The sequence below is a fragment of the Paenibacillus sp. V4I9 genome, from assembly GCF_030817295.1.
Taxonomy (GTDB): Bacteria; Bacillota; Bacilli; order Paenibacillales; family NBRC-103111; genus Paenibacillus_E.
On sequence record NZ_JAUSZE010000001.1, the window covers coordinates 4,265,335 to 4,292,184 of the forward strand.

Here is a 26,850-nt window from a genome sequence, read left to right on the forward strand (position 1 = left end):
TGATTGTCCTCCATTCTTCATCATCATTGTGCTGCATCTTGGAATCTTAAAGCATTTTGAAGAACAAGCGCAGTCACCCAAGATGGATTCCACTTGTTGCTATGTCCCCGGTGATGCCAATTTGTTTGAAAAAAACCTTCTCCCTGTTCGCCAGCCACGGTAAAATTCCATTCCCCAGGCTTCGTACATATTCCCTGCCCAATGGCATCGAATACCATTCGTCCTAAAAGCTCATATTGCGTTTTGCCAGTTAACCGACCGAAATGCCAAAATTCGAAGGTCGGAAAAAACACGTCAAGATGATGATTCTGCACACTGACGCCCGGCCATCCGGTGGCGGTAAACCCCGCGTTCCTGAACTGTGACCCCCGATCAAACACCGGATTCCACATATAAACATAAGTAAGGAGCCAATCCCCCGATATTTCGGCCCATTCACAGTAACGTTCATTTTCTGTTAAGACAAACAATTCATAAGCGGCCAGGAAGAAATACATGCCAGCTTCCTTATCCTCGCAGTTCGCATCAAGCGTTGAGCGTGCAAACGGCCGTTCGAATGTCTGGGCGTGTTGCTCATAATAACGCTGCATCGTCGTTTCGGCAGCATCCAAGTACCGCTTTTCACCTGTAACCCGATAAGCCTTCACAACAGCGATCAGGCACGGTAGGCCAGCTGCTGTAATCCTATCTTCCGCCGAATTTCCATTCAGCAGCCATGCTGCCGGATAAATGCCTGTCGGCAGGACGCCAGCGAGGAAGAAATCGGCCGATTCATGAAGAGCCTCCAGCCAGTAAGCCGGAACTTCCCTGCCCATTTCCCGAAACAGAAGGATGATTTCCGCTAAATCAGCTATGGTTTCCCCTAGAGCACGGCTGGAAACGACAGCCTGCTTATTCCAGGTGAAGTCATCCCATTGCCCGTCCGCGAGCCGATACGCTCCATGTCTAATTCCGGGAACGTCGGTACGGCTTTCGCGCAAATAAAAATCGACGGCCTGTTCGCAATGGGAGATCCGTTCTTCCTGTCCGTGGGCAAACCCTAACTTGGCGTCGCACCATGCCAGCTTCAAGCATTGTCCTGTCCACCCGTACATATAGTGCAGCGGACGTTTAGAAACGTTGCCGAACTCATTCGAATCGGAAAATTTCACATATCCGGCGGCGCCATGTTCATCAGTTCTCCATCTATCGTCCAAAGCGTTATTTTTCAGCTGGATTATCTCTTCGAGTGAGTGCGGCTTTGCCCCTATCGGCGCAAACAGCGCCAAGCCTTTGCGAACGATTTCACGGAAGCCCTGCCCGGGATTAGCAACAGCTCCCCAATCCAGAGCGTATTGTTTGGTTAATGACAAACCGGGTGTGATGTCCAAATAACCACCGTGATAAGGTCCTGTTTTGTTTTTACCCACATAATACATATCCTTCTCGCCATTAAACATCAAGACTCCGCTCATCGCTGCCAGCATAGTTTGGTGTTCCTCTTGGATCGCTCCAAGCGACCCGTAGTGCACAACGCCATCCGCTGATTCCATGTATGCAGGTACCGAAAACAAGGAGATGAAGCGGGCCTTGGCAGCTTCCGTCCACTCCACATTCACACAGGGGATCGGTAATCGGTGTTCTTCGCAAATAAATCCTTTGTCAGGACCTAGTCCAAGTCGAGGGACAACCCGGCTCGGATCAGCGGAAGGATTGTTGTTGTAAATCATGTGGGGAATCGTAACCATTTCCTTGCTCCGCTTTGGCAGTACGAACAAGAGTCCCGTAGCAACATCACGCAGCATTTGATCCGTCTGATTTTCCCAAGTCGCGTTTATTTTCAATAAATGATGCTCGTCGAAGGCTAGCTCTATCATGAAGGTTAACGCTTCCATTTTCCCGCAAATTCGGATCAAGTCCGACTCGGAGGAGATTTGTACATCCTCTAACCGTACAAAATCTGAACGCCACGGTCTTCCGGAGGAATAGATTAGCATCTCATCCAAATGTCCCGCGAAATGAGGGGATTGCTCGTTCTCATTTTGCAGAATTAGCTGTGTTCCTTTACTTGTGTCCGCTATTTCTGCCCGTTTTTGCTTGTCTCGGCTAACAATGGCGTACAATTGTCGTCCCCTCCTCTCTCGTTCAATAAGGAAATCAAGAATCGATCCAGCGTTGGGTTAAATCCCACTCTACCCGACAACGGTAAGCATACGAAGAAGATTTGCCCTTCTCCGAGCGGTTTCAATCCCACTACAGGCAGCTTTTGTTTGCCACTCGGTTCACCATGAGCCTCGTAAGCGAATACAATCGGTTCAATCCCTTCTCCTTGCAGGTAACAATTAGTTATTCCATCTATCCTGTCGTTCGTCAAATGATAGAAATATGATAAATCGTCCGCTTTCATCCACTGCAAGTGCGGGTCTTCGGTTTGAAATGCCAACGTGTACATCCCACGTAATTTGACCGTTCGGACCGTCGTGTTTTCGATATCCCACGAGTTACTGTCTGGCCCGCGTAATATCAAGACGGCTGTAGCTCCATTACGGACTTTCTCGAGGATGGATACCTGATGGCGATCAAATGCTGCCTTGGAAGAAACAACAATTGAGCCCTCCTTATGCGTATCTCCGTCATAAGATTGTCCTTCTATGTTTAGCAGGGAACAGAGTAGTTCCGATTCTGCATCTAGAAAAGCAATATTCTGCGATTTCGGATATCTCGTTTTTGCAAACGCCTCAAAAGAAAATCTTTCCTTATTTATCAATTTACCGTTTTCATCCAGCAAGCAGGTATCCATGTACAAGTTCTGTCTATCTGTTATCGATGGTACCGAAAAGCTGATCGTGCCTGCATATCTGGACATCGCCTTAGGCACAAGGCCTGTAATTTCATAATTGCCGTAATCCCGGGTATCGTCTCGAAGAGTAGCGACGACACGACACCGGTCATAATCCTTCGCTGTATCATTCAAGAGCCACGCTTCTATTTCCAGCGTTTCCCCTTCATATACCTTCCACCTGTCGCACCTTAGATGAATGCGTACCGGTTCCAGACATTCCTTATACGTGAAGTATGCCGGTTTCGGAATCCGGTCAACACCAACGAGTGCTTTCATCCAGCCGGCAGGCCATGCATCAATGAGCAGGTGAATGGCGGTGGAAACCACCAAATCGGCCCTTCTGCGCCATGCGTCTGTCATGAGCTTCGTCGCCAAACATTGGTGCCTTTGGCTCGCCTCGACCCACTCATGAATCGTTTGCTGTTCGGCAAACCAATCTCCATGCAGACCGTAGGTTTGAGCTCCATGGATTTTGTTTGGCAGCCAATGCTCCTTCTCAGAAGAGGGAAGCCATTCTTTCGGATAACGGTTCATCATCAATTGCACATGATCCAAACCTTCCGTGCCATACTCCCCGCATCCCGCCTTCCATCCCGTCCTAATCGAGGGAAGAAAACCTTTATGCATTTTACCTACTGATATCGTATTGTTCGTATACCACATGTTATAACAATGAAAATCGGGCAGTCCTTCATGGGTAGGAGGATTGTAATCCCCGTCCGCGTTTTTGACTACACGATCTGGATTTTCAATGAAAATCGCCTGTCTGGCGGCAACGAAGAAAGCTTCCAATTCGTTTCGGTGCAAATGGCGGTGCCCTTTTCGCCTCTTCTCAGTTCGCGAAGGCTCGTTAATTAGTGATACCATGACCGAAGATGGGTGACTGCGGATCAGTCTCTCCATCTCCGCCGCCTGCCGGACCCCCTCGACAAATTGGTTGCGGCGGATAAATCCAAACGTTGGAAGATCGCATTGATGCATCATGCCGAGCATATCGAAATAGTCATAAATTTCTTCCTGAACAGGACGCTGTGTGATGCGGTAAAAGTTCAAATGAGCAAGTTTCGCGATCAAAATATCGTCCATTAACTGCTCGAAATCGTTATTCATGACACATTGCTGCAAGTGCCCCATTTCATTGGCGCCTCTTAATATAATCGGTTGATTATTGAGGTACAGCGTTCCTTTCGGTGTGTCCTTTTCGTCCATATGAAATTTTCGCATGCCGAAGGTGCGGTCTTGGATATCCAAACATTCCGTACTGTTCTTTACTTGAACGCGAGCTATATACAAAAAAGGAGTTTCCGGTTCCCACATCCGGAATGACAGAAAATCCACCTTGTAGCGATAGTAATTAAGACCCGGACCGGCGTAAGCCGCTTGAAACGAGATGGGAACGCTTCCTTGACCGGTGAAGTTTTTCGGCATGATTTCAAGAATCAATTCGAAGTTTTCTTTCAGCTTATTCGTCGTATTATTCACATCAATCCATACTTCCACGAAGCCGTCATCAATGTTCGGCCGAACAAAAATGTCCTGAATAAACAACGTCGACCGCTCTTCCAAATAGACCGAATTGTATATGCCGGCACCCGGTGGGCAGTGGCTCCAGCCGCTGAATGCATCGTCCCATCCTGGGCCAGTCGCCGCGTACATTTTATCTCCGTCCAGCTTCGTACCGCCTACCCCCATCATCGGATAATCGTTTAACACTTCAACGACCAGCGTATTGAGTTCCTGCAGCAAGTCAGTCACGTCGAATTCGAAAGGAGCAAAGAACCCCTCATGGCTGCCTATACACTTGCGATTGAGATATACCGTCGCTTTATAGTCAACCCCTTTAAATACGAGGTAGACTCTCTTTCCTTCGGGAACGGGACCATAGGGAAATTCACTGCGGTAAAATCCCGTCCAATTGCCGTTTTCTCCCGTCGGTCCGCGGAAATCAGGAACCATCACCGATTCCCAATCCCCTGCTCCTTCCAGCACATTCGTAAAGTTGGCGTCCTCAGACGTTTGATAGCGAAATTGAAACTCCTTACATGCCTGTCGGTTGCGGCGCAGTGTGGAGGACGGAGCCAAATTTCTCATAAACGGGCGGTACTTCTCGCGCAGCAGCTTCAACTCTTCATGGAAATATGCGATTTGTTCCTCGTAGGTGTGATAAGATACGTTCGTCGCTTTTTCCGATCCCGGCGTGAAATATTTTTTTTCGTAAGCCACGGGAGGAATCTCCCGCAATTCGTCTTTATTTCCGGGATGTTCACGAAAGGCAATCTCCGCAAACGGATCCTGATGTTTGATTTGCTCCAAACTTATCTCCCCCTCTGCCGAAACCCTACCGCTTGGATTCGTTTCATACAGCTGCGATTTCAAAATCGAGTGTATACCCGTCGCTGTCCTTAGGGTACATTCTCACTTCTGTCGTGCCGAAGCGCTGCATCCAGCAGCGTTCTTCCCCCAAAAAGGGTTCAACGATTTCTTTCACTCGTTCATCCAAAAAATCGTTCGTGACGATCCACCTTCCGAAGCCCATTTTTCCACTGTTCCTTAGCTTTTCCGGACAATCAGGAGGCAGCAGCCATTCTGCGATCACGACGACTCCCCCATCTTCCGCTCTTTTGATGATAACAAACAGTGTTTCGGCGGAAAGGGAGGAGCCTCCAACCATAATCAATTTCGGTCGTCCCAGAAGTTCTGCGCTGACTTGATCGTCAAATGCAAGGACATTTCTAACCGGATAAAATAACGGATGCACCCTTCTTCCGTCGCTTGAAACGTACCCTTGTTCTAACGGAAATTGTTCGTACGCTACTTCTCTTTTCAATTCGTGTCTTGGAAAGTCGTAGCCTGGGATATGCATGCAGCTGCCGTGAGCAGGTATTGTTCCCCGGCTGAGCAAATGCCAGATGTGAAACACGCTTTGGGACCCGCCTACATCAGCGAGTGTCCGATTACCGAACAACCTTTCATTCTGACCATAATTTCCGTCATCCGAATGAATGACCGCGATATCCGGATTCGCCTGCGAATGGTGCCAAGTCAACGTGTGATCAGGGATAAATTTACGGACGAACTCTTTCCATACTTCGCCGAATTCGGTTGCTTCAAATCCGATTGAGGTATGTTTGAACAGAACATCGATATTTTCCACGAACAAATGTGACGGTCCCATCAAGTAGCCCATCCTCAAAGCTGACTCAAATTCTTGAGGAGAGTGCCCGGGAAATCCTTGAAAACGGGTGAACCACCTTCCCGTATCCGGACCCCACAAATCGGCGCAAATCCATAGCGCTTTGTCATATTGTTTGGCCGCTCCCAATGCGGTAGATAGCTGCAAGGATTGAAATGATTCCTTCATAATCTTGGGACAGATGTCCATTCCCGCTCTGGCAAACGTGTGGAACATGGTAGGAAATACATGCTCCGCAATCAAAGGCATGGAAGTGCGGGGTGATCCGGTTTGCTCCAAGACGCTATGTACGTGCTGGACACGGGACAAAACCGACCGCTCCACCTTGCTGCGCGACTCTACCAAATTCATATCATCGGTGCTGCCCCAATGTGGGAACCACCCGTCATGGCGATACTGTCCGGCATTAATTTGCAAATGCTCCGGCTCATCATACAACAGTCCGATGCACCGACCCGAACTTGCGGCCTGCACAATCGCCTCATCAGGCACGTCGTACCTGTTCGTTCCTTCCGTCCAGGGCCCGTTAATGTTTCCATATTCGTTGCCAAGGCAAATGTCTAATCCCGCACCCGCGATATCTGCCAAGAGCTCTGAATACCCTTTCATTTCTGGAATCACATGATGAACATAAAAGTCCGCTTTCAATTCGCGCAAAGCATGTAGAAATTCATCTGGATCAGGCTTTCGGTCTTGAGACGGACAAATACTCCCCGTTCCCGTCCGCATAATACGCTCTGAAGCATCCCCTGCCCACGAATCCTGCCATGCGACAACAGGGCCCTGTATTCCCAATTTCGGTTTATGCGTCATAGACATCCTTCATTCACGTCCTAACTGCGCTTTCAAAGGATTTTCGGATCAAATCCAAACATTCCGCTACTTCTTCCGGCTTTGCATGCTCCAGAATCAACGGGACATCCGGCAATCGACTGCCAAGCAGCGCTGCATACACATTCCAATCCGCTTGTCCCCCCCCTACCCGAGGCGTTGTAAAGCCTTCATCTCCATAGAGTGCATCTTTGGCATGCGCAATCGGTGAATATGGGGCAATGCAGTCGAATATGTTCGCCATTGCTTCTTCTTGTCGGCTTAAATCGTCCTGCGTCAAATAATTGAAAGGATCCATAATGAGCGCCAACCCTTCGGTTCCGAGCTGTTCCATCAAACGGACACCCTGTTCCGGACTCGCTAGCACATTTAGCGCAAATCCTTCGATCAATAATACGGCATCGTTCTTCACAGCTCGGTTCCGCAAATGGTCGACGATGAATAATAGTTGATCCCATGCTTCAGGAGTCCTGTTTCCCTCAAAATCTCGCCAAGCGTTGGTAGGGTGAAGACTTCCCGTTTCCGTCGCGATATACCGTGTTCCGTAAGCCGAACATAGGTCGATCATCTTCTCAAGCTGCTTCAATTTATCTTCTCGCTTCTGAAGGTTAGGATTCAGTAAATTGGTGTATCCCGACAAACCTACGACGGAAATCCCTTTATTCTCGAAGATGGTACGGATTTTTTCAGCACGAGTCAGTGAAAACAGCTCATCGTCCATCACCTGCATAGCTTGCTTAGGGTCGATCTGCACATAAGCCAATCCGTGTTTACTTGCGTCTTCAGCGATTGCTTCCGCGCTCCAGCCTAGATATATGTAACTCATAAAACCGAGTCTGTTCATCATTGATCGCTTCCTTTCAACACGCCCGTTCTTTCCACCACGCATCCTTCTTGACTAGAAATGACCATTGCTGTCGTCAAGGCGACAGTCTGCAAGTTATCTTCCGGAGTAACCGGCGGACGCTTGCCTTCCTCCATCGCGGTCATGAATGCGATCATGGAGCCTGCGAAGGCGTCCGGGAACCAAGTTCCTTTCAGCTTGATCTCGTGCACGACGTTTTTGTGCTTGTTCAGCGCCATATAGAGAGTTTCTTGCGTACACCAGAGGCTTCCTTCTGTCCCGTCAATCCACCATGTGTTGCTATGGGAACGGCTTGCTTTGGCAATATTGTTAAAATGAAGTGAAGCCATGAGCGGGTTTCGTCCGCCTTTCGGACCAAACTCAACGTTCGCCGAATAGATCAGCGGGTCAATCGCGTTTTGCTGCTTCAGCTGCGCTGTCGTGCAGTGAACCCGGGACCACTCTTCTTCGGGATTAGGGTTAAAATATCGGCACAAATCCACATAGTGGACCCCGTGATCGACAATATTGAAATTTTTCATCTTCGTCCACCACCAGCCGGCTTGGTCTTGGAATGAACGCATATCATGGTGGATGCTGTATACCTCACCGATGAGATCCTGCTCAAGAACCATCTTCAGCGCTTTGTGAGCCGGAGCCCAGCGAGCCTGTTGGTTCACGCCTAGCACGATACCCAGCCGGTTCGCCTCTTGACTAAGCACCTGAGCATGCTCCAAATCCAGCGCCAACGGCTTCTGGCATAAAACTGGCCGAGGCGCTTTGCCGATCAGTTTCAGCACTTCCAGTCTCGGCTCAGGGTGGATTGCTAAATCGATAATGCCTACTTCATCATTTTGCAATAGTTCATTAACATCGGTCGTCCAAAACGGAATATCAAACTTTTGTGCTGTAGCACGAGCCGCTTCCTCGTTGACGTCGCAGACAGCCGCAATAGGCAATCCATATTTACGATAGCCGGGTAAAATGCGCCGTATTCGCAATGCTCCCGCAGCCGATTAAGCCGATTCCGTATTTCTTCAAGTCCGGTATATTTTGCTTTCTTGGCAAATAATCTTCAGGTCTAATGAATTCCATGGTATCACCTCTTAATTACTACATTACATCACTACGAAAAAACATTTATAGGGTGTTCATGCTTTTTTTAGGGATCATTCGACCACAATGATTGAATCATTTGCTGGTATAATATGAGCCTATCAGGAGTTAGTTGAAGGAAGGTCTAGAGGGCTGTTACTGTAGTTTCTCCGTGCGCACACAACAAACAAGGCAACCGATTATGGTGACCTTGTCAGCAATTACCTATTCCAAAAATAGATGATGTTTCAAGTAGCAATAGATTTCAGCTTTGTGCTATATCATTTCAATAGATATACGGTTGTGAAGCACACGCCGCTGCTCAGTTTCAGGTTATCCTGACTGGGGAGCGGCTTTATTTTTTCCTAAGGAGGTATGGTGGTTGAAGGCTGTACTTGCTTATTCAGAATTTATACGACACCATGTTAAGTCGCGGCAAGGCGAAGCGCGGAGGCGTTAAACAGAAGGACTCGGCCATGCGGAACAGTTATTTTTGCAGCAAGTATGGTGGCCCGCCTTCTCAAACTTTGACAATCTGGTACCTGAATATGAAGTCCATGACTTCCGCGACGGAACACGATTTATCGACTTTGCGTTCATTCGCGGGCACGTACGGCTAACAATCGAAATCGACGGTTAAGGTCCGCACTTGCAGAAGATTTCACGCTCTCAGTTTTCCGATCAATGGATCCGACAAAATCATTTGATGCTCGATGGCTGGAAATTGCTCCGCTTCTCCTTCGATGATGTGAAAGACAAACCGAGAATGTGCGAGCAAATGATCCATCCATTCATGGGAAAATGGTTTTGAAGCAGTCACTCCGGTCGGTACAGCAATTGTTCTATCGAAGAACGTGAGATTATTCGTATGGCGCTCCGCAGCAATAGAAAAGTAAAACCGAGTAACGTATGTACGGAGTTAGATGTTGAGCAGCAAAAAGCGCGCAACCTGCTCCGCAGCTTACTCTCAAAGGGAATACTTATCCCTGGCGCACGCGGTAAGCAACGAATGTACGTCTATCTCTTATCACATTCCATAACAGCAGAATTTGCCGACCTGTGACACAATGATGAAAAGTATCGTTACAGCATAGAAACGAAGATTGGCTTTATTGCAACAATGTAAAACATCGTTCCATCAACTTTTTATGATCTGTTATACTCCCACCCCCCCTCATAACGATGTAAACCATCGTTGCAGGAATTGCATCGCTACCTCAACTTGAATCTTAAGATGAAAAACATCATTGCAGCAAAAAAGGCTGTCCAAAAAGTCGCCGAAGATGACTGAGAGATAGGCTGTACGACAAACAAGGCCACCGATAACGGTGGCCTTGTGCATGATCCTATTTCCAACGCTATATGTTGGTTACCATCTTCGCTTCTTCAAGCTGAGTCTGCTTCCTTGCTGTGAGCACGTACGTCTTACCCTCAACAGCGTCGAACTTGGTCAAATACTCCGAGGTAATGGTTTCAACCGGCGTCCCATCCATTTCCACGGTAAGTGACGATTGCGGGCGCCTGCACGTTACGGTGCATAATTGGCTTTTCGTCGCTTTAATGACACAGCGGGTTAGCTCGCCTTCCTCCCATTCCATCTCGATCTCGAAACCGCCACGGGCGCGAAAACCGCTGATTTTACCACGCATCCATGCCTTCGGTAAGGCAGGAAGCAGTGCAATCTCCCCACGGTGCGATTGCAGGAGCATCTCGGCAATTCCAGCCGTTCCGCCAAAATTGCCGTCAATCTGAAAAGGCGGATGATTGTCGAACAAATTCGGTAGTGTCGAGAGGGAAAGCAGCAAGCGAACATGCTCATAGGATTGTTCACCGTCCTCCAAGCGCGCAAAAAAATTAATGATCCAAGCACGGCTCCATCCCGTTTGGCCGCCCCCGTTCTCCAACCTGCGTTCCAGCGTCCGTTTGGCCGCTTGCGCCCATTCCGGTGTATGCCTCACATGAATGATTTCTCCAGGATGGAGCGCGAATAAGTGGGAGATGTGGCGGTGACCCGGATGCACTTCATTCCAATCCTCCACCCATTCCTGCAGCTGCCCGTGTTTGCCAATTTGCGGTTGCGGCAGCTTGCGAAGTGTCGTTTCCCATTTCTGCCGAATCGTTTCATCCGTTTGAAGAATATCGGAAGCCACCATACAAGCGCTGAATAATGTATAGACGATTTGAGTATCCATGGAAGGACCTATACTCAGACATCCCACGCTTCCGTCGGGACCGATGAACTTATTTTCGGGAGAGGTCGAAGGACCCGTAACGAGACGTCCCTTTTCGTCTTCAAACAAGTAGTCCAAGAAAAATTCGGCTGCTTCCTTCATAACCGGATACGCCCGTTCACGGAGAAATGATTCATCCAAGCCGAACCGGTAATGTTCCCAGAGGTGCAGAGATAACCAAGCGGCACCCATCGGCCAAATTGAACCTGGTATATGATTTCCCTCTATTTGGGTTGATCCCCACATGTCTGTATTATGGTGAGCGACGAATCCACCGCAGCCGTACACCTTTTGCGCCGTTTTCCTGCCATGAACCCGCATGCGATCGATCAAATCAAACAATGGTTCATGACATTCAGACAAATTGCAAACTTCCGCAGGCCAGTAATTCATCTCCGTGTTAATATTAATCGTATATTTGGACTCCCACGGCGGAGTGAAGCTTTCATTCCAAATGCCCTGCAAATTCGCAGGATTTGAACCAGGGCGGGAACTGGCCATAAGCAAATAACGGCCATATTGGAAAAACAGCGAAATGAGCCCGGGATCTTCCCCGCCATCTTTGTATCGTTGCAACCTAGCATCGGTAGGTAGTAATTCGGTTTCACCCGCATCTTCGGGACGGCCCAGTTCCAGCTTTACACGCCCAAATTTGGAGGCATGATCTGTTACGTGATCCTTCTTTACCCGTTCATATCCCTTGCTTGCTGCATGAACCAGCTGTTGAATGCACTCGGCTTGAGGGTCCTCATGTCGAAATGTTGTTGCAGCCGAAAGATAGATGGTAACAGCTTCCGCCTGATGGACAGTGAGGAAATCACCGATGGCATTCACCGATCCGCTCTCTGGAACGACTTTCACAGCCGTGCAGTACGTCACCCCGTTTTTTCCGCTTTCTCCGCTCATCATCAAAGTATCATTGGCTATCCTTTGCGTACCCTCGTCAAACGGTCTTCGGCTCAAATGCATCCTGAGATTCAATGTTGCAGGCCGATTGCATGTGATCCTGATAACCATCACCTGATCGACCGCACTGCTGAACAATTCCCTCTCATGCTGAACATCGTTTAGGCAATAGCTGACATGGGCGATACCCTGTTCAATGTCCAAATCCCTGTAATAATTGGAAATCATCTTTTTTTCCCCGTCGTGGTAGAAATGCAAATCACCCAACGGTTGATAGGGTCGCATGGATTTGGGATTGGACATTAACCCCATTTGTGCCAGCTCTTCTGCTTCAATTTGTTTCCCTTTACTTAATAAACGCCTTACTTCCGGAAAATATCGCCGACCCTCCGGATTGTCTCCGTTCACCGGTCCGCCGTACCAAACCGAGTCTTCGTTCAATTGCAGCCGTTCTTGATTTACTTTTCCAAATATCATCGCACCTAGACGACCGTTGCCGATCGGTAATGCCTCATTCCACGTTTTTGCCGGTTTTTCGTACCAAAGCTTTGAATTTCCCGTTAATTTCCGCAAATGTTCCAATGACATCTCTCCCTGATTAAGCTATTGATAAGACTAAACGGTCATTTTTCGAATACGCAGCGCGTAATAAAGCTTTGCAGGCAAATCAATTCGGAATCGACCTTCATATGTCCCAGAAAGCGGCGTGATGGTCATGTTCCATGTATCGATCAGATCAACTTCATATTTCCCATCTGGCAGTGCAAATTCGCGGAATGCAAACCGATGTGGGCCAAAGTACTGTAAATAGTATTCGCCCCTCAACTCCAACGTAGCGGCATCGAGCCGATCACTGCTGTATGTCATATGCTCCGGCGTATCCTGAAGAATGCCACGCATAAATTCGATTCTCCGAACGCTTCGTCCATGAAGTTCCCCTCCATGCGACCACCAAAGAACTTGCTCCGCATTCAAATACGTTTCCCCATGAGTGACATAGCCGCCACGGCAAATCCCTTCCCAAATCCGGCAAACTAACTCTTCAGGGGTCAAACTGCCCCACTTGGTATCCAGATTTCCCTCGTAACCGCATTCATCGATAATGACAGGTTTTCCATATTGTTTGGTGCATTCAGAAACAACTCTCACGTCGGCATGTTGGATACTCGCATGCGTCACCCATGGAACACCGAAGTCATACCATGTTCGACAATTATGGATCGAGCGCAAATGTCCGCCATAATCATATTCCTGAACAATACGAAATAAACGCTTCCAATCTTCGAGACTTTTATGGTTCATTAAATCGTATTCATTGGCGAGCGACCACCAAACGTTGTGGTAGGCACCAAGTCGTGCGATGACATAGCGTAGATAACGATCGTCTTCATTCGAAGTCATCTCATCGAAACCCCAGCGTCCCTCGTCGTAGGGATGAAACAAAATGAGGTCCGCCTGTATACCCAAATCTGCCATATCCTTTACCCTCTTCTCCAAATGGGCAAAATAATCCGGTCGAAGACGGCTATAATCGAATCCCTGTTCTGACGAGCCTTCAAATGGATAGGCATCCGGCTCAGCGTTATTAAACACGTAATTTTTCGGAAAAACACACATGCGGATTTTGTTAAATGGCGATTGCTGCAGCGTATGCAGCGTTTGCTCTTGAAGTTGTTCGCTTTGCAGATGCCATACATAAGAGGTCGTGCCAATCGGTATGAACCGAGTTCCATCCGCATACTGAAAATGAACAGCATTCTTTACCCGAACGGGTCCGTGATTGCCGGCTGCTGGGATGGTGCAGGTAAACTCTCCAGATATCCCGTCCAGATCCGAACAATTGCTTGACGTTGCATACGACCATACGCCTTCTTCCTCCGGCATAAACCGGATACGGTATTTCCCGCTGCCGTCGTAAAATCCTTCTGCTTCAGCAACATGCAGTTCCTTCTTGAATATGGCGCAGAGACGTATGTCAGTGAACGGGATTCCATCTGAGGGACCTTCCAGTGTCAGCTCAAACACACCCCAGCGTTCAACTTCCTTGGTTACTATCAGTCTGACCTCCTCCTTCCGGGTTTTCTACTCAAACCTTCAAAATGCGCAATGCGAGATTAGGTTTTCCGGGGAGGTCAACCCTGCTTCGTCCGCGAAACGTGCCTTTAACCGGTGTAATGGTCATGTTCCAAGTATCAATGATCTCGATGTGATAGGAAGCATTTTCAGGGAGGTTAATGAACTTATAGGCATGCTGGTGATGACCGAAATATTGAAGCCCATACGTTCCTTGCTGCCAAGCCTTCATCCAATCTGCAGGACCTTGCTCCATAATTTTACGCAAAAAAGTGATTCTCTCCGTACTCTCTCCGTACAGTTTACCTCCAGAGGATATCCAGGCCCTTGTCTCCCGATCGATGAACGATTCACCATGCCCGACAAAACCGCCTCGTGACATGGCTTCCCAGAATCGGTGGGTCATTTCCTCACCGGAAATATTGCCCCAACGTCTAGAGCTGTTGCCTTCATAGGATATTTCATCAATGACGATTGGTTTGGGATTCGCCTCCCGCCAGCTTGTCGTAAGCTCCGCATCCCAGTGCTGTATGCTTTGATGAGTAATCCAAGGCTTGGAGAAATCGTACAACCAGGAAGATTTGTACATCTTCGTACCGTTATGGATCGAACGAAGATGTTGGTACGGGTCCTTATGCTGTACGAATTGAATCAGCCGATCCCAATCTTCGACCGTTTTGAATGTATTAAAGTCGTACTCATTGGAAAGCGACCACCATACGTTCCGGAATGCGGAAAGGCGTGCGATCACGTAGCGCAAGTAAAAAGAATCGGTTCCCGCATCCATGTTATCGACGCCCCAAAACCCTTTATCATAAGGATGGAATAAAACGAGATCGGCTTCTATGCCGAGCTGCATCAAATCATCGATCCGCTGCTCCAAATGGGCAAAAAATTCGCTATTGAACCGTGTTTTATCCACATCTTCCGGACACGTTCCCTCGAAGGCCAACTGAAGAGGAGGTTTCATATCCCGTGTGGGTAAAAGACACATCCTTACTTTATTGAACGGAGAATCTTTCAACGATTGTAGTGTAAGCTCCTCAAGCCGCTCGTCTCTGTGATGGGTCCAATGATAGCAGGTAGTGCCGAATGGCATATACGGTGTACCGTCCTCATACGCGAATAAATAATGATCCTTCACCCGCACGGGACCATGGTTCTCGCGGGACGGCTCTACACATACGAATTCGCCGTAATGACCATCAAGATCACCATGATTGCTGCGGGTAACATAGCGCCAGACGCCAATTCGATCAGGCATGAAGCGGATCCGGTATGTTCCGTTTCCATCGTAAAAGCCATCAGGCTCTATAATGAGGTTCTTGTATTGAAATCGGGCGGATAGCTGAACCTCTTGAAACGGATTTCCTTCGGACGGTCCTTTTAACGTCAGCTCAAACCGTCCCCATTTATCCACTTCTCGCCCGTTCTGTTGAATGCCCATCGGTACGTTATCCCCCCTCAATCCGTTGTGATCATTACTTGATACCGGAATGTGCCATTGTCGCGATGACCTTACTTTGGAACGCCAAAAACATAATGAAATTCGGCAAAAATAGGATCATTGCAGCCGCAGCCGCAGCACCTTGCCTTGACACACTGTTAGCCAAACCGGAGGTCAAGGTCTGCACATAGAACTGAAACGTTTTCAATTCCTCATCCTGAATAAAGTTTTCCGACGCTTCCGTGCTGAGCCATGCTGAGTTAAACGCGATGATGCTGACCGTCATAATCGCAGGCATAACGACGGGAATAACGATTCTTAAAAAAAGCGTAAACTCTTTTGCCCCGTCCATCCGGGCAGAATCGAGCAATTCATCTGGAAGTTGATCGATAAACTGCTTCATCAAAAAAACACCTGTCGGCACGGCAACGAGCGGAAGGACATGTGCCCAGTACGTGTTAAAAATGCCCAATTGGCTGATGATCAAATATCTGGGAATTGAAACCGTTTCAGGAACGAATAACAGTGTCAAAAGAATCGTCGCGAATATCATCTTGTGCCCTGGAAATTTATGCTTGGAAATCGCATAAGCGCACATGGCGCTTGCAATTACGATTGCAATAACAGCCAGTACGGTAGCAATCACGCTGTTAAACAAGTAGCGCGTGATCGGAACCGCCGTTCCCTTCGTTATGGACGCTAATTCCATAAAGCTTTGAAAAGTAGGATGCCTTACGAATATGTTCGGCGGATAAATGAACAATTCCTCATATGGCTTAAAGGCATGATTGAATATATAAACCAACGGCAGCAGCAAAAAAATACTCATCAAAATTAGAATGAATATTGATATTTTTTCCATAGGACTGAATTTGCGGAGTCTTTTGCGTATTCGCCACGATTTGAAGTTTCGAAGAGTACCAGCGATGCTCATTTATTCGCCCTCCTTCGTTCCGAACAGCTTCTCGCATAGCTTATTAGCAAAGTAAATAAATATAAGCAAAAGTACGGATAACGCTGTCGAATAACCGAGCTCAAAACGGGTGTATCCATAGTCATGCATATGGGTCAGGAGAACATGACCCGAATATTGTGGCGTCGGATTCATGCCCGAAAGTGTCTGACCGATTTCTCCGGATTGAATCGCACCAACGATAGCCATGACGGCACCGAACAACATTTGCGGCTTTGTGGAAGGGATCGTGATATACCAAATTTCTTCCAGCCTGCTGCGAATGCCGTCAATTTTACCTGCTTCGTATAGCTCTGGATTCACATTCAAAATACCGGCCAGCATAGCTAGGAACCCTATTCCCATACTTTTCCATAGCGTGACAAAGACCATAGAGCTCATCAAATACTCTTTGCTTGTAGCCCACAATATCGGTTCGCTAATGAGTCCGAATTTCAGAAGTACACTGTTCAAGTAACCAATTCGGTCGCTTGATAACATAGGAACCCATATAATGCCAATCGCTATAGTGCCTGCCAAAGAAGGCGTATACATAGCAAGTGTAAACCATTTGCGATAGATGCCAGGCAGGATCGAAATCAGCCAAGCCAGTAAAAAGGCTGCCATATATCCACCTGGTCCGACAAGTAACGCAAATGTAATGGTGTTCGGCAGCGCGTATTTGAGCAGAGTCAAATCCTGTGACAACATGTAACGAAAATTGTCCCAACCGACGAACCTGGGAGGCTCAATGGAATTATAGTAAGTAAAACTAAGCACAATCGCGGAAAGAACAGGAAGAAAGATAAAAAGAATGAAGCAAATCATAAATGGCGCTATGAACAAATAGGACACTCGGTATGACCAAATCGTTTGCAATAACGTAGGTTCCTTTACTCGGTTTGTGGCCTTTTTAACCCTTTGTACACTAGGCAGCACAATCGGCTCACTTTTTAACATACTTTTCCACCCCTTCCCACGGCTTTGTAATAATCGGCAAGTCCAACGACCGAACCATTTTCCCGTTTCCATCGATAAATTTAAATTCCTGCAGTTTTCTTTGGATTTCCCGATCCAATTCTTTCGCAGACAGTTCGAGCGAAGTCCGGTAGTTCATCCCGTCGATCACGGTTCGGTTCCATGCGTTTTTCATTTCGCGCTCCATTAAATAGCTGCCGCCAGGAACGTTCGGAACTTCCCTGTACCATTTCCATTGCTCCAATATCGCTTGCAGATCATCTTCCTTCCACGGCAGCTGAGTGAACGCATCCATATTCGATGTAAACCAGCGGAACGTCACGCCGTTGAGCGTTTCCAAATCTGTACCGAACCTTTCCTGTACTTCCGCCGAAGTCCACCATTTCAAAAACTCCCAGCCTTCCTTCGGATGTTTGGCGTTTTTCATAATCATCGAAGAATACATGTTTCCACCCATCCACCTGGCTACCGTGCCATCATCCTGCCGTTCACCGGGAACAGGGGCTACCCCCCACAAACCATTCAGTTCTGGAGCCGCTACATTTAATTGTAGATACGTATTCAAATCGGCAATACCTAGAGGATAGGACCCTTCCCTGAAATGCTGGTAGAAGCTATCCATTTGTTGATCGATCGCATATTTGTTTTGCAGCTCGGTCCATTGTTTGAATGCATTGAAGCTTTTCTCCGAAGTCAGCCCCGTTTTCGAGCCGTCTTGCAAATAGTATTCCGCTCCATGCATCTGCAGGAATATGCCGTGATCATTAACCGGCGTAAAGTTCATACCGTTCTGCTGCAGCACAGGCAGCATCTTGTAAAGATCATCCCATGTGTCCGGAACTTTCAGTTCCAATTTTTGCAAAATATCTTTCCGGTAGTACATGACCCGGAACTCCTGTGTTTCCGGTACGGCGTAGTAACCGCCATTATAATAGAACGCTGGCCACGTACCCGGGGAAAACTGCTTATAGTACTCGTCGAAGTCCGGAAATTGCTTCAGATTATAGATCCCACCGCGAATCGCATAGTCGAACGGAATTTGCTGCTGCAAGCCTAACGCGACGTCAGGCGCAATTCCTGCGGCATTCATCATAACAAGCAGCTTCTCATCTTTAAGCAGATTCACTCTGACTTTGATTCCGGTTTGCGGTGTAAACATTTCATCCGCCAAACCTTGCAGCATATTGACGTAATCCCGTCCTCGGAGCATCCAAACATCGAGCACCATGTCTTCCTTGTTTGTCGTTCTTTTTGATTTAAAGGAATCAATGAAATTGATGACGGCCCCTTCCCATTTTTCATAAAAGGTAGGTAATATCTTCGGAAGCGGTTGTTCAATGGGCACGACATAAATACGATCCAACTGAAGAGGCTGATAGGTGAGCTGCTTGATTTGTTCGGCCACCCGGCCTTGCAGCCTGTTCAAGATGCTTGCATTATACGGAATTTCATCTGGGTTTTTCAGCAAATCTTCCATATCTTTCTGCACAGTAACAAGTGCTTGCGTAACCGCATCCGGACGGCCATTAATTACTGCCATTCGCTCGCGAACTCCGTTCAAATCATCATGAACGCCTTGCAATTGTTCGACAAAAATGGGAAGGTCATTCTTGAAATCCCACGTCCGGTTTTTGTCGTCCACCCCGCCGGTCAACGTTCTTAGATCAGCGGAAAGCTTCGACAATTCTCCTATGGTATGATCCAAATCGGAAGCTATCGAACTCAATGGAGCCCATGTGACGCGCATCGAGATCGTATTAGTCCCTTTTTCCAAATAAAATTCGTACGGATTGTCCCGATCGTCGGCCAGTGTAATCCCCTTCCAGCCTGATGCGTACATAAAACGATAGGCTTTCAGCTCAGCAAACGGCACTTTGCCGTTTATCTTTATCTGACGGAACGACGAGCGGTTAGATACGTACGATTGTTCCGCGCGCATCGCAATTTTGTAGTATCCGGTCTCCGGTACGTCGATGTTCCAGCTAATCTCTTGATTATTCGACGACCACCGGGAACCGTCTATTACATTGTAAGTAATATGGCCGCGTACACTGGGTGTAGAAGCAATATCGTTATCGTATGCCAGTGATATGGATGAATCGTTTTTCCATAGCAGTTGTTCCGCTTCGATCACGATCGGATCCGCCTGTACAGCAGCTACATTAGTTGGCCACATACTTCTAACGGTTTTATAGTCGGTTGTTTTGTGCGGCGCTTTAAACGTTATGGATTCAAGCGCAAACGGATCGCTGCCCGCCAACCGGATTCTGTGCTTCCCTGGTTTCAAATACCAGGTTAGCGGATCTTCGTATACGCCGGACAAATCACGCAGCTCCCAAGATAACCATCCGGATTTATCATCAGCCGTTGGGCGAATCTCATCGCCTTTGTCATCTTTGCGAATCGGAAATTTATCCTTCCAATGTCTGTATAACTCGACCGATTTCGATTCCAAATAGGGGCTTGAGCCATCTACGGTCAAATTTAACGCAATCGGCTTGCGGTATTTCGTACCGACGAACGGATTGTATGACATTTCAATGGTATACAACCCGCCTTGCGCCACATCCACCTCGTATTCGATCCATTCATCCCTTAAGGCGGTCCAGATCAGAACGCCATTTTTTTCGTTATAGGGCCCTATAGTAACATTGGCGTTAGCCGACTGACTGACGAGCTTCGAGCCGGGGATGCTCATTGTCCCATTGTGATCGGTCGAAGCTCCTTCCTTTTTCCACTGATCAAGCTTTTCAAAATAATTAGGATCCAGTTGCTTGGATGAATTCGCCTGGTTTTCCATCCTCGTTGTCTTCGAGTCTGTCCCTGATGAAAGGCTTGTATCCGCTAAACCGGGAAGCGTTTGACTGAGCATACATACGAGCGCCAGCATCGTTGAAATCCATACCCGGGTTCGAAAAAACACCTTCAACTTCATCCCTCCGCTGTATATTTAATACAATAGATTGTCCTTTGAGTCCTTATCGAAAAATAGTGCTTTCTGCATATCGAGTGATAGAGCAAGCTTCTCGTTTTCCTCAAAATTGTGATCGGCCCGGGTTCTAACAATCAGCAGATTGGGCATGCCGATATCCATGTATAAATACATGTCCGCCCCCATCAATTCGTTAATCTTTTGAGTCCCGACGATTTGTGCATGGTTGTGAGCATCATTCACTGCCGGGTTTACATGGATATTCTCGCAGCGAATTCCTAATACGACGGTTCTGTTTACTTTATTTTTCTTCTTTAAAATGTTCGATTGATTCGCGGGGATTTCCAAATAATACCGGTTGGTGTGAAACTCCAATTTGCCATCGGTGCTTTCCATAATTTTACCCTCAATTAAATTGATCGGCGGCGTCCCGATAAATCCGGCAACGAACATATTTCTTGGATTATTGTAAATCTTCTGCGGTGTATCTACTTGCTGGATAATGCCGTCTTTCATGACGACGATGCGATGACCCATTGTCATCGCTTCCACCTGATCATGCGTCACGTACACCATCGTCACGCCAAGCTGCTTGTGAAGCTTAATGATCTCCGTTCTCATTTGAACTCTCAGTTTAGCATCCAAATTGGATAGTGGCTCATCCATTAAGAAGACTTGGGGATCACGGACAATGGCTCGGCCGAGGGCTACACGTTGACGCTGACCGCCGGATAGCTGCTTAGGCTTCCTGTCTAGAAAAGGTTCGATTTCTAGTATTCTTGACGATTTTTTAACTGCTTGATCGATCTCGTGTTTGGGCATCTTACGCAAGCGCAAACCGAACGCGATATTTTCGTACACGCTCATGTTCGGGTATAAGGCGTAGTTTTGAAATACCATCGCAATATCCCGATCCTTCGGCGGCAAATGGTTGACCAATTGATCTCCGATATAAAGTTCTCCCGATGTAATATCCTCCAAGCCGGCGATCATCCGGAGTGTCGTCGATTTACCGCAGCCGGACGGACCTACCATGACAAGAAATTCTCCGTCGTGTATTTCCAAATGGAAATCTTTAACGGCATATCCGCCATCTTTACCATATCGTTTTTCCACGTGATTCAAAAGAATGCGCCCCATTGCGGCACCTCCTATAGTCTGTTTCGAACTTCCCGATGATAACGGTTTCAGTTCATTATACATCCATCGACTTTCTAACTTATAGGTGATGATGGCTTACTCTATAGGTGAATCATGCTTTCAACTGCCGGGCTAACCAATCGTATGATTTTCTCCCGGACACTTCATGTTTTCCTGGAAAAAGATCAACTTCGAACTTTCCTCCGATTCCCTCTGTATGATATATCTCCTGGAGTTTGACGCAAGCTTCCTGTACAGAGGCGACCGGAAATAAGGGGTCTTCGATTCCCGATTCGACAAACAGCGCTCTCGGTGCGATTAATCCAATCAATTCAGGAAGATCCGCGTAAGGAAGAATCGAAGGCATATAATTGTCTATGCAATGATTCATTGCTAATAAGCTTCCTCTAAACGTGCTTGTAAACGCACAAATAACGGTAGCCTTAATACGTACGTCCAAAGCGGAAGCGAGCGAAGCAATCAAACCGCCACCGGAAAATCCCATGCATCCGATCCGTTCCAGATCGACATCCTCTCGAGTTAACAAATAATCAAGCGATCTGATGGCTTCATAAATCCGCAGGCCGGCTAACGTTTTTCCATAAAGCAGCAAGCGGGAGGCAAGTGAAAAGCAAGAACTGTTCTTCTTTGGATCCTTCTCCTTATCAGCCGACAGCCTACGATCACCGAACCCGATGATTTCTGGCGCTACGACGATCATACCCCTTTGTACAAGCTTCAAAGCAAAATGCTGATGTATGCCGGGAGCCCCATAATCCGTTGTTCCGTCTGGTTGCAATCCAACGATCTCTCTGCTCCCATATCCATGTCCGTGCCATGCCAATACGGTCGGCGCCCTACCCGTGAGCCGTTTCGGAATTAGTACGAATGCAGCAACCTGAAGGTTTATATCTGTCGTATAACTAACACGCTCTAGATAGTGATCTCCTTTATCAATTCTCTCGCGTACAACCGGATTCAATTCACTTGACGTTTCGGGGAATTCCCCCAAACTTTCAAGTAGTTTTGACCGCACCTCAGCTTTTCTTTCGTTCCATGGTTTTTTGAGCGCTTGGCTGGTCTCATCGTTCAGGTTGTTGTATAAATGATTCAAATAATCATCCGGATTCAACATTCGTTATTCCTCCACTTCAATATGTAAAAAAAAAAAGCTGTTCCATTGCTATGGTCAGCCCCACACATATTAATACGTTATAGCTTTATCTTCGAACTCTTGGAAGTTTTGTCGATATTGTCGAGGCGTTACCCCCGTTTTTTTACGGAATAGGGCATGGAAAAACTTCATATCCTGATAACCGACTTGATTGGCGATTTGGTAAATCGGAATATCGGAAGATTTCAAAAGTTCGCAGCATTTTTGAATGCGTACGTTTTGCAAGTACTGCGTGAATGACAGACCCGTTGATTTTTTAAACAAGCGTTGAAAATGGCTGGCGCTTAAAAAAAAGTAATCCGCCACATGTTGAACCGTAAGGTTTTGCGTGTAATGAGATTTGATAAAATGTACGACTTCCTCCAACATCCTAAAAGGAACAGCCTCTGATTCATTTTTCAATTCAAAACGCTGCAGCATCACCAGCATTTGGATCAGCAAAACGGTCAGAATGGTCTCAAAGCCGGTGCTTCGCTTCAAATATTCCCGGTACATATTGTCAACAAGCGTTGAAAACGTATCGTGCTTATCTTGAAAATGCAGCCACCGCTCGGGACACTTGCACGGAAAAGAGATGGAATTGTAGGTGTGGGATTCTTCCTGAAGAAGATGCATCCAGTTCTCCAAGAGCCCTACTCGGAAAATGCAGTTATAAATGACGAGCATTTTATCCTGCGTCGGAGAGGATGGCCTAAACACATGTGATGTTCCAATTGGAATCACAAACAGATCTCCCTGTTTAATAGGAATCACTTGATCTTCAATATAGTGATAACCGCTTCCTTCCCCCACATAACTGATTTCAACGAAATCATGCGTATGCTGGGAGGTTGTAAACGATTCCAATTCACGATTTATGAAAATATCCATTTTTTCGTCAAAAAACAAGTCTCCACTTAAATGATCTATTCTCCCATTCATGACCATCACCTCCGTCACATGCCCTCTTTAACCCATTCTTCCTCTAGACAAACATATTTGATTCCTTTGCGCAAATACGAAAAAGCGATATGAATCTTTCCGTCACGCGTGGAGATAATCGAAGGATATGAATATCCAATTTCAGTTTCTTTGTACTCCAAATCTGCCATCTGTACGTTTCTGAAATAAGGCCATGTTTTTCCTTCGTCTTCCGAAACGGCTAACGTAAGTGGCGTACGAAGCGGCTTTTTGCGGAATTCACCCTTTCTTTGGACCCACCGGAATTGGTCACGCTCCATCGTGGAGTTATTATAGATCAAGGCCAGATGGCCATTTTGCATCTTAATGAACTGCATCGAGGAATTGTTGTTCGGCAGTTCACTCTTGACAGGAACTGTCCAACTTTTTCCATTTTCGCGAGAAAAACTTGTATAGATTCGGTCCGCCTGGCGGCTCCGGAACATCGCGTAGAGCGTACCATCGTTTAATTCAACAACGTTCATTTGAACCCGGTGGGTGCTGCCCTGCACTTCGAATTCTTGCCATGTTTTCCCTTGATCCGAACTAATTTGCACAACACTGTAATGCCCGTCAAGCTTACAGTAATATGTCGGGAGCAGCCAATCGCCATTTTTGAGCACGAGCAGTGGATGCCTCAGAAATATGCCCAAACCATCAAACAAAACTTCAGTCGGACTCCAAGTAAAGCCTTGATCTTCCGATATGCGGCAAACAACCCTCGATGTTTTTTGGTTATGGGGCTCGTTAGACGTATGGAACAGCCAAAGTTTGCCATTTGGTGCTTGATGCATGATCGGATTTTGCTCGGATCGTTCGGGATCACCCGAAAGCTGCATGGGAGAAGTCCATTGGTTGGATCCAGCAGGTAATCTCGACATCAACACATTTGTATCGGGATTTCCCTCCCCACTACCCGAAAACCACACGCAGAGCAGGTCGCCGTTGTTAAGTTCTAGTAAATTAGCAGCATGGTTGTCATTCGGATACGGAATGGGAAGGTAAGCTTCCCGTAGATGCGGATCCGTCTCCGACTGTACAACAACTCCATTGAAACGTTTCATTAGAACACACTCCTTGTCCGCTTAGTACACTATCTCACTATAAGGCCAGTTCCTTCCAAGTTAGCTCTGTTCGACAAAGCGTATGGTTTGAGAAAATAAGTTTGCCATTTACGTATAAACAGTAGCCTTCCTCAACATTCAGAAGATCCGATGACACACTTGGTTTCCTGTAAGTAATCCGTATTTCCGTGCCTGCCACCTTCACGCGGTCCAAGCAAAAATAATCCAATCCTGTATTCAGAGGATCTAAGATAATCCCCTCTTTTTCAATAGACAATCCCGCCACATGTGAAATCAACAGATCGATATAATACGAGTGATTGTATTCTTGTTCGTCGCTTAACGGTTCACCCGTTGCACTGTTGTAATGCTCAACAAGACCAGGCTGGTTTAAATCCCTTTGCATAAAATGGAGAAATGAATATTCGCGCAGATAATAGGCAAACTGACGATCGAATTGATGATTTCTCCGTTTACTCTCCTTTGCGAGTGCGTCGAGCGCAATCGAATTGGTATAAGGCCAGGTCGGACCGTCCCAGACGCAGCCATTCCTTCCTTTGACAAAATGGCCCATCCAGCCCCCTTCTTTCGAATAGGCTGGGCAATCGATGGAAACGGACGGGAACGGACACTTCGTATGAAATTCCTGCTCATTAAACAGATGCTCGATCATCCCATTGAAACGCTCATCAAGGATCTCTGCCCAACCAGGATAAAACCCGACAATATTTTTGACAAACGCTTTCTCGTCTGTTTGATAATGAAGATCGTAAAAGAACTTTGTATCTTCATTCCACATTTTATCAAGAATGTCCTGCTTGATATTCTCTGCTTGTCGATTATATTCTTCCGCTTCCGGATCGCCCGTAACCTCGCACAATTTAGCAACGCCGAGCGTGTTCAAGTAGTGATAGACCGCACGATCCACCCTCTTGAGATGGGTGTAGGTTTCCTTGTCCTTCGGGTTCTTAGGAAATTGATGGAAATACCAATAACTTGGCTGGTATTCTTTTCCCGTCCTTGTATGTTTGTATTCGATCATCAAATGGTCCTGATCGTTGCCGTTTACACGGTTCCATGCCGAAACATTCAATTTCATGGCAGGCAGTATGTCGGATATCATTTCGATGTTTCGATGTACGAGATACAGCTGATAAGCGGCCCAGCAAGAGAAGTTAGCAAACGAATGCATGATGGTATCTACCGTCAAGCAGCTGAACATGCCGTCTTCGCCTGGAGCATTCTTCATGTTTCGCAGCGGTCCTTCGCCATATACCGGATCGTGGTACCATCTGGCATCCATAATATGCAGAGGAACGGACAGATTAATCAGCTTGCTGAACTCCCACCCCCCTTTACTGAAGGGCTTTTTACTTTTTTTATGAGATCTTCCCTCGTAAAACAATGGATAGGACAAGTGACCGTACTGTGGATCGGCCAAATTGTGCCGAAGCAGAAACCACCGATAGGTCCAAGTCTTGTTTAACACAGGGTCGCTGCTGGTAAATGTCGGTGTTTTTTCAAACCAGATTTGATACTCATTACTCTGATTTTCTATGATCTGGTCGATTGTGTAAACGCTTTCCGCATACGCCGAAGCCCGATCTTTCAGCATGTCCTTGTTGTCCTGACCGGAAATCCCAAATGCTGCCGAGACGATAATATCTTTGGATTCTCCTGGTTTCAAACGCAATTCTTCGAACAATGCGGGATCGCTGACGGCAACTACACCTGCGATGTCAAAGCTGTAATGCTCGATGTTAAACATTCCATGTAGATAATTCCCTTTGCATTCCGAGAACGCATCACCATACGTCTCCAATCGTAATACGAGCTCCTCGCTGCTTCGATTCGTCCAAGTCTGACAGGAAACTGCACAGTCGTTCCAAGAAATGAACTTGCGTTCAACCAATGAAAGACGATTACCTGTATATGCCATGAGCAAGTGACTCGGAAACCATTCGGTCTGGCACGGCTCAAAGCTTTCTTCCAAATTGTTCGTTATCTTAAACAACAAAGGAATATTGACTTTGTGAATAAAATCGAACCGTCCGGAAAAACCAGGTACGGGATCCAAATAATCGGCCCACAACCGCGCTCCGGTCGAACCGAGCAAGAGTGCACCGGGGAGCGTACGAAGCGCTTTTTTTCCCGCGCGCAATTTTTCGTCCAATCGGCTGCCAGCTGGCATGGATGACCTCCCATCCCATAACTACTTATGGGTGTATTA

The 26,850-nt window shown here is 47.0% G+C and carries 18 protein-coding genes; 1 reads left to right on the top strand and 17 read right to left on the bottom strand.

Annotation, left to right across the window (positions count from 1 at the left end; all coding sequences use genetic code 11):
* Nucleotides 1-23: 23 nt before the first annotated feature.
* From QFZ81_RS20145 to QFZ81_RS20170, 6 genes are read right to left on the bottom strand one after another with little or no spacing between them, the layout of a single operon-like run.
* On the bottom strand, nucleotides 24-2,102 hold the full coding sequence (locus QFZ81_RS20145; RefSeq protein WP_307604431.1) for a glycoside hydrolase family protein: 2,079 nt from the start codon (nucleotides 2,100-2,102) through the stop codon (nucleotides 24-26).
* The gene (locus QFZ81_RS20150; RefSeq protein ID WP_307604433.1) at nucleotides 2,057-5,134 is read right to left on the bottom strand and encodes a glycosyl hydrolase 2 galactose-binding domain-containing protein; all 3,078 of its coding nucleotides are present in this window, start codon (nucleotides 5,132-5,134) and stop codon (nucleotides 2,057-2,059) included. Before QFZ81_RS20150 ends, QFZ81_RS20145 begins: the two co-directional genes overlap by 46 nt.
* A gap of 43 nt (nucleotides 5,135-5,177) precedes the next feature.
* Nucleotides 5,178-6,827 (bottom strand): hypothetical protein, encoded by a 1,650-nt coding sequence (locus QFZ81_RS20155; RefSeq protein ID WP_307604435.1) that lies wholly within the window; start codon nucleotides 6,825-6,827, stop codon nucleotides 5,178-5,180.
* A gap of 13 nt (nucleotides 6,828-6,840) precedes the next feature.
* Nucleotides 6,841-7,692 carry a sugar phosphate isomerase/epimerase family protein gene (locus QFZ81_RS20160; RefSeq protein WP_307441981.1) on the bottom strand — a complete coding sequence of 284 codons (852 nt, stop codon included), beginning with the start codon at nucleotides 7,690-7,692 and terminating at the stop codon, nucleotides 6,841-6,843.
* Nucleotides 7,689-8,690 carry a Gfo/Idh/MocA family protein gene (locus QFZ81_RS20165; RefSeq protein ID WP_307604437.1) on the bottom strand — a complete coding sequence of 334 codons (1,002 nt, stop codon included), beginning with the start codon at nucleotides 8,688-8,690 and terminating at the stop codon, nucleotides 7,689-7,691. Before QFZ81_RS20165 ends, QFZ81_RS20160 begins: the two co-directional genes overlap by 4 nt.
* Nucleotides 8,656-8,784 carry a hypothetical protein gene (locus QFZ81_RS20170; RefSeq protein ID WP_307604439.1) on the bottom strand — a complete coding sequence of 43 codons (129 nt, stop codon included), beginning with the start codon at nucleotides 8,782-8,784 and terminating at the stop codon, nucleotides 8,656-8,658. Before QFZ81_RS20170 ends, QFZ81_RS20165 begins: the two co-directional genes overlap by 35 nt.
* A gap of 395 nt (nucleotides 8,785-9,179) precedes the next feature.
* Here QFZ81_RS20170 and QFZ81_RS20175 point away from each other — a divergent pair, with 395 nt between their 5' ends.
* Nucleotides 9,180-9,404: a hypothetical protein gene (locus QFZ81_RS20175; RefSeq protein WP_307441977.1), complete on the top strand. Its 225-nt coding sequence runs from the start codon at nucleotides 9,180-9,182 to the stop codon at nucleotides 9,402-9,404.
* Nucleotides 9,405-10,142: 738 nt separating this feature from the next.
* On the opposite strand, the gene QFZ81_RS20180 is transcribed toward QFZ81_RS20175, so the two are convergent.
* From QFZ81_RS20180 to QFZ81_RS20230, 11 genes are all read right to left on the bottom strand, one after another.
* Nucleotides 10,143-12,503, bottom strand: coding sequence for a glycoside hydrolase family 95 protein (locus QFZ81_RS20180; RefSeq protein ID WP_307441976.1), 2,361 nt, complete (start codon nucleotides 12,501-12,503; stop codon nucleotides 10,143-10,145).
* Nucleotides 12,504-12,536: 33 nt separating this feature from the next.
* Nucleotides 12,537-13,979, bottom strand: coding sequence for a DUF5605 domain-containing protein (locus QFZ81_RS20185; protein WP_307606969.1), 1,443 nt, complete (start codon nucleotides 13,977-13,979; stop codon nucleotides 12,537-12,539).
* A gap of 28 nt (nucleotides 13,980-14,007) precedes the next feature.
* Entirely contained in the window at nucleotides 14,008-15,441 is a 1,434-nt protein-coding gene (locus tag QFZ81_RS20190; protein ID WP_307441974.1) for a DUF5060 domain-containing protein, read from the bottom strand.
* Nucleotides 15,442-15,475: 34 nt separating this feature from the next.
* Nucleotides 15,476-16,375: a carbohydrate ABC transporter permease gene (locus tag QFZ81_RS20195; RefSeq protein WP_307441973.1), complete on the bottom strand. Its 900-nt coding sequence runs from the start codon at nucleotides 16,373-16,375 to the stop codon at nucleotides 15,476-15,478.
* Nucleotides 16,376-17,353 carry a carbohydrate ABC transporter permease gene (locus tag QFZ81_RS20200; RefSeq protein WP_307441971.1) on the bottom strand — a complete coding sequence of 326 codons (978 nt, stop codon included), beginning with the start codon at nucleotides 17,351-17,353 and terminating at the stop codon, nucleotides 16,376-16,378.
* A complete protein-coding gene (locus QFZ81_RS20205; RefSeq protein ID WP_307604441.1) occupies nucleotides 17,340-20,306 on the bottom strand; it encodes an extracellular solute-binding protein in 2,967 nt (988 codons plus the stop codon). Before QFZ81_RS20205 ends, QFZ81_RS20200 begins: the two co-directional genes overlap by 14 nt.
* A gap of 15 nt (nucleotides 20,307-20,321) precedes the next feature.
* Complete coding sequence (locus QFZ81_RS20210; RefSeq protein WP_307441965.1) at nucleotides 20,322-21,443, bottom strand: ABC transporter ATP-binding protein; 1,122 nt, start codon at nucleotides 21,441-21,443, stop codon at nucleotides 20,322-20,324.
* A 112-nt stretch (nucleotides 21,444-21,555) separates the two neighbouring features.
* Complete coding sequence (locus QFZ81_RS20215) at nucleotides 21,556-22,578, bottom strand: dienelactone hydrolase family protein (RefSeq protein ID WP_307604443.1); 1,023 nt, start codon at nucleotides 22,576-22,578, stop codon at nucleotides 21,556-21,558.
* Nucleotides 22,579-22,647: 69 nt separating this feature from the next.
* Complete coding sequence (locus QFZ81_RS20220) at nucleotides 22,648-23,538, bottom strand: AraC family transcriptional regulator (RefSeq protein WP_307441962.1); 891 nt, start codon at nucleotides 23,536-23,538, stop codon at nucleotides 22,648-22,650.
* 14 nt (nucleotides 23,539-23,552) lie between these two features.
* Nucleotides 23,553-24,620: a sialidase family protein gene (locus QFZ81_RS20225; RefSeq protein WP_307441961.1), complete on the bottom strand. Its 1,068-nt coding sequence runs from the start codon at nucleotides 24,618-24,620 to the stop codon at nucleotides 23,553-23,555.
* A gap of 37 nt (nucleotides 24,621-24,657) precedes the next feature.
* The gene (locus tag QFZ81_RS20230; RefSeq protein ID WP_307604445.1) at nucleotides 24,658-26,811 is read right to left on the bottom strand and encodes an MGH1-like glycoside hydrolase domain-containing protein; all 2,154 of its coding nucleotides are present in this window, start codon (nucleotides 26,809-26,811) and stop codon (nucleotides 24,658-24,660) included.
* Between the last annotated feature and the right edge of the window lie 39 nt (nucleotides 26,812-26,850).

What these genes read in the sequence shown, in the direction of transcription:
- QFZ81_RS20155 (WP_307604435.1), bottom strand. Translation starts at nt 6,827, where the DNA reads ATGACGCATAAACCGAAATTGGGAATACAGGGCCCTGTTGTCGCATGG.
- QFZ81_RS20160 (WP_307441981.1), bottom strand. Translation starts at nt 7,692, where the DNA reads ATGATGAACAGACTCGGTTTTATGAGTTACATATATCTAGGCTGGAGC.
- QFZ81_RS20170 (WP_307604439.1), bottom strand. Translation starts at nt 8,784, where the DNA reads ATGGAATTCATTAGACCTGAAGATTATTTGCCAAGAAAGCAAAATATA.
- QFZ81_RS20190 (WP_307441974.1), bottom strand. Translation starts at nt 15,441, where the DNA reads ATGGGCATTCAACAGAACGGGCGAGAAGTGGATAAATGGGGACGGTTT.
- QFZ81_RS20195 (WP_307441973.1), bottom strand. Translation starts at nt 16,375, where the DNA reads ATGAGCATCGCTGGTACTCTTCGAAACTTCAAATCGTGGCGAATACGC.
- QFZ81_RS20200 (WP_307441971.1), bottom strand. Translation starts at nt 17,353, where the DNA reads ATGTTAAAAAGTGAGCCGATTGTGCTGCCTAGTGTACAAAGGGTTAAA.
- QFZ81_RS20205 (WP_307604441.1), bottom strand. Translation starts at nt 20,306, where the DNA reads ATGAAGTTGAAGGTGTTTTTTCGAACCCGGGTATGGATTTCAACGATG.
- QFZ81_RS20210 (WP_307441965.1), bottom strand. Translation starts at nt 21,443, where the DNA reads ATGGGGCGCATTCTTTTGAATCACGTGGAAAAACGATATGGTAAAGAT.
- QFZ81_RS20215 (WP_307604443.1), bottom strand. Translation starts at nt 22,578, where the DNA reads ATGTTGAATCCGGATGATTATTTGAATCATTTATACAACAACCTGAAC.
- QFZ81_RS20220 (WP_307441962.1), bottom strand. Translation starts at nt 23,538, where the DNA reads ATGAATGGGAGAATAGATCATTTAAGTGGAGACTTGTTTTTTGACGAA.
- QFZ81_RS20225 (WP_307441961.1), bottom strand. Translation starts at nt 24,620, where the DNA reads ATGAAACGTTTCAATGGAGTTGTTGTACAGTCGGAGACGGATCCGCAT.
- QFZ81_RS20230 (WP_307604445.1), bottom strand. Translation starts at nt 26,811, where the DNA reads ATGCCAGCTGGCAGCCGATTGGACGAAAAATTGCGCGCGGGAAAAAAA.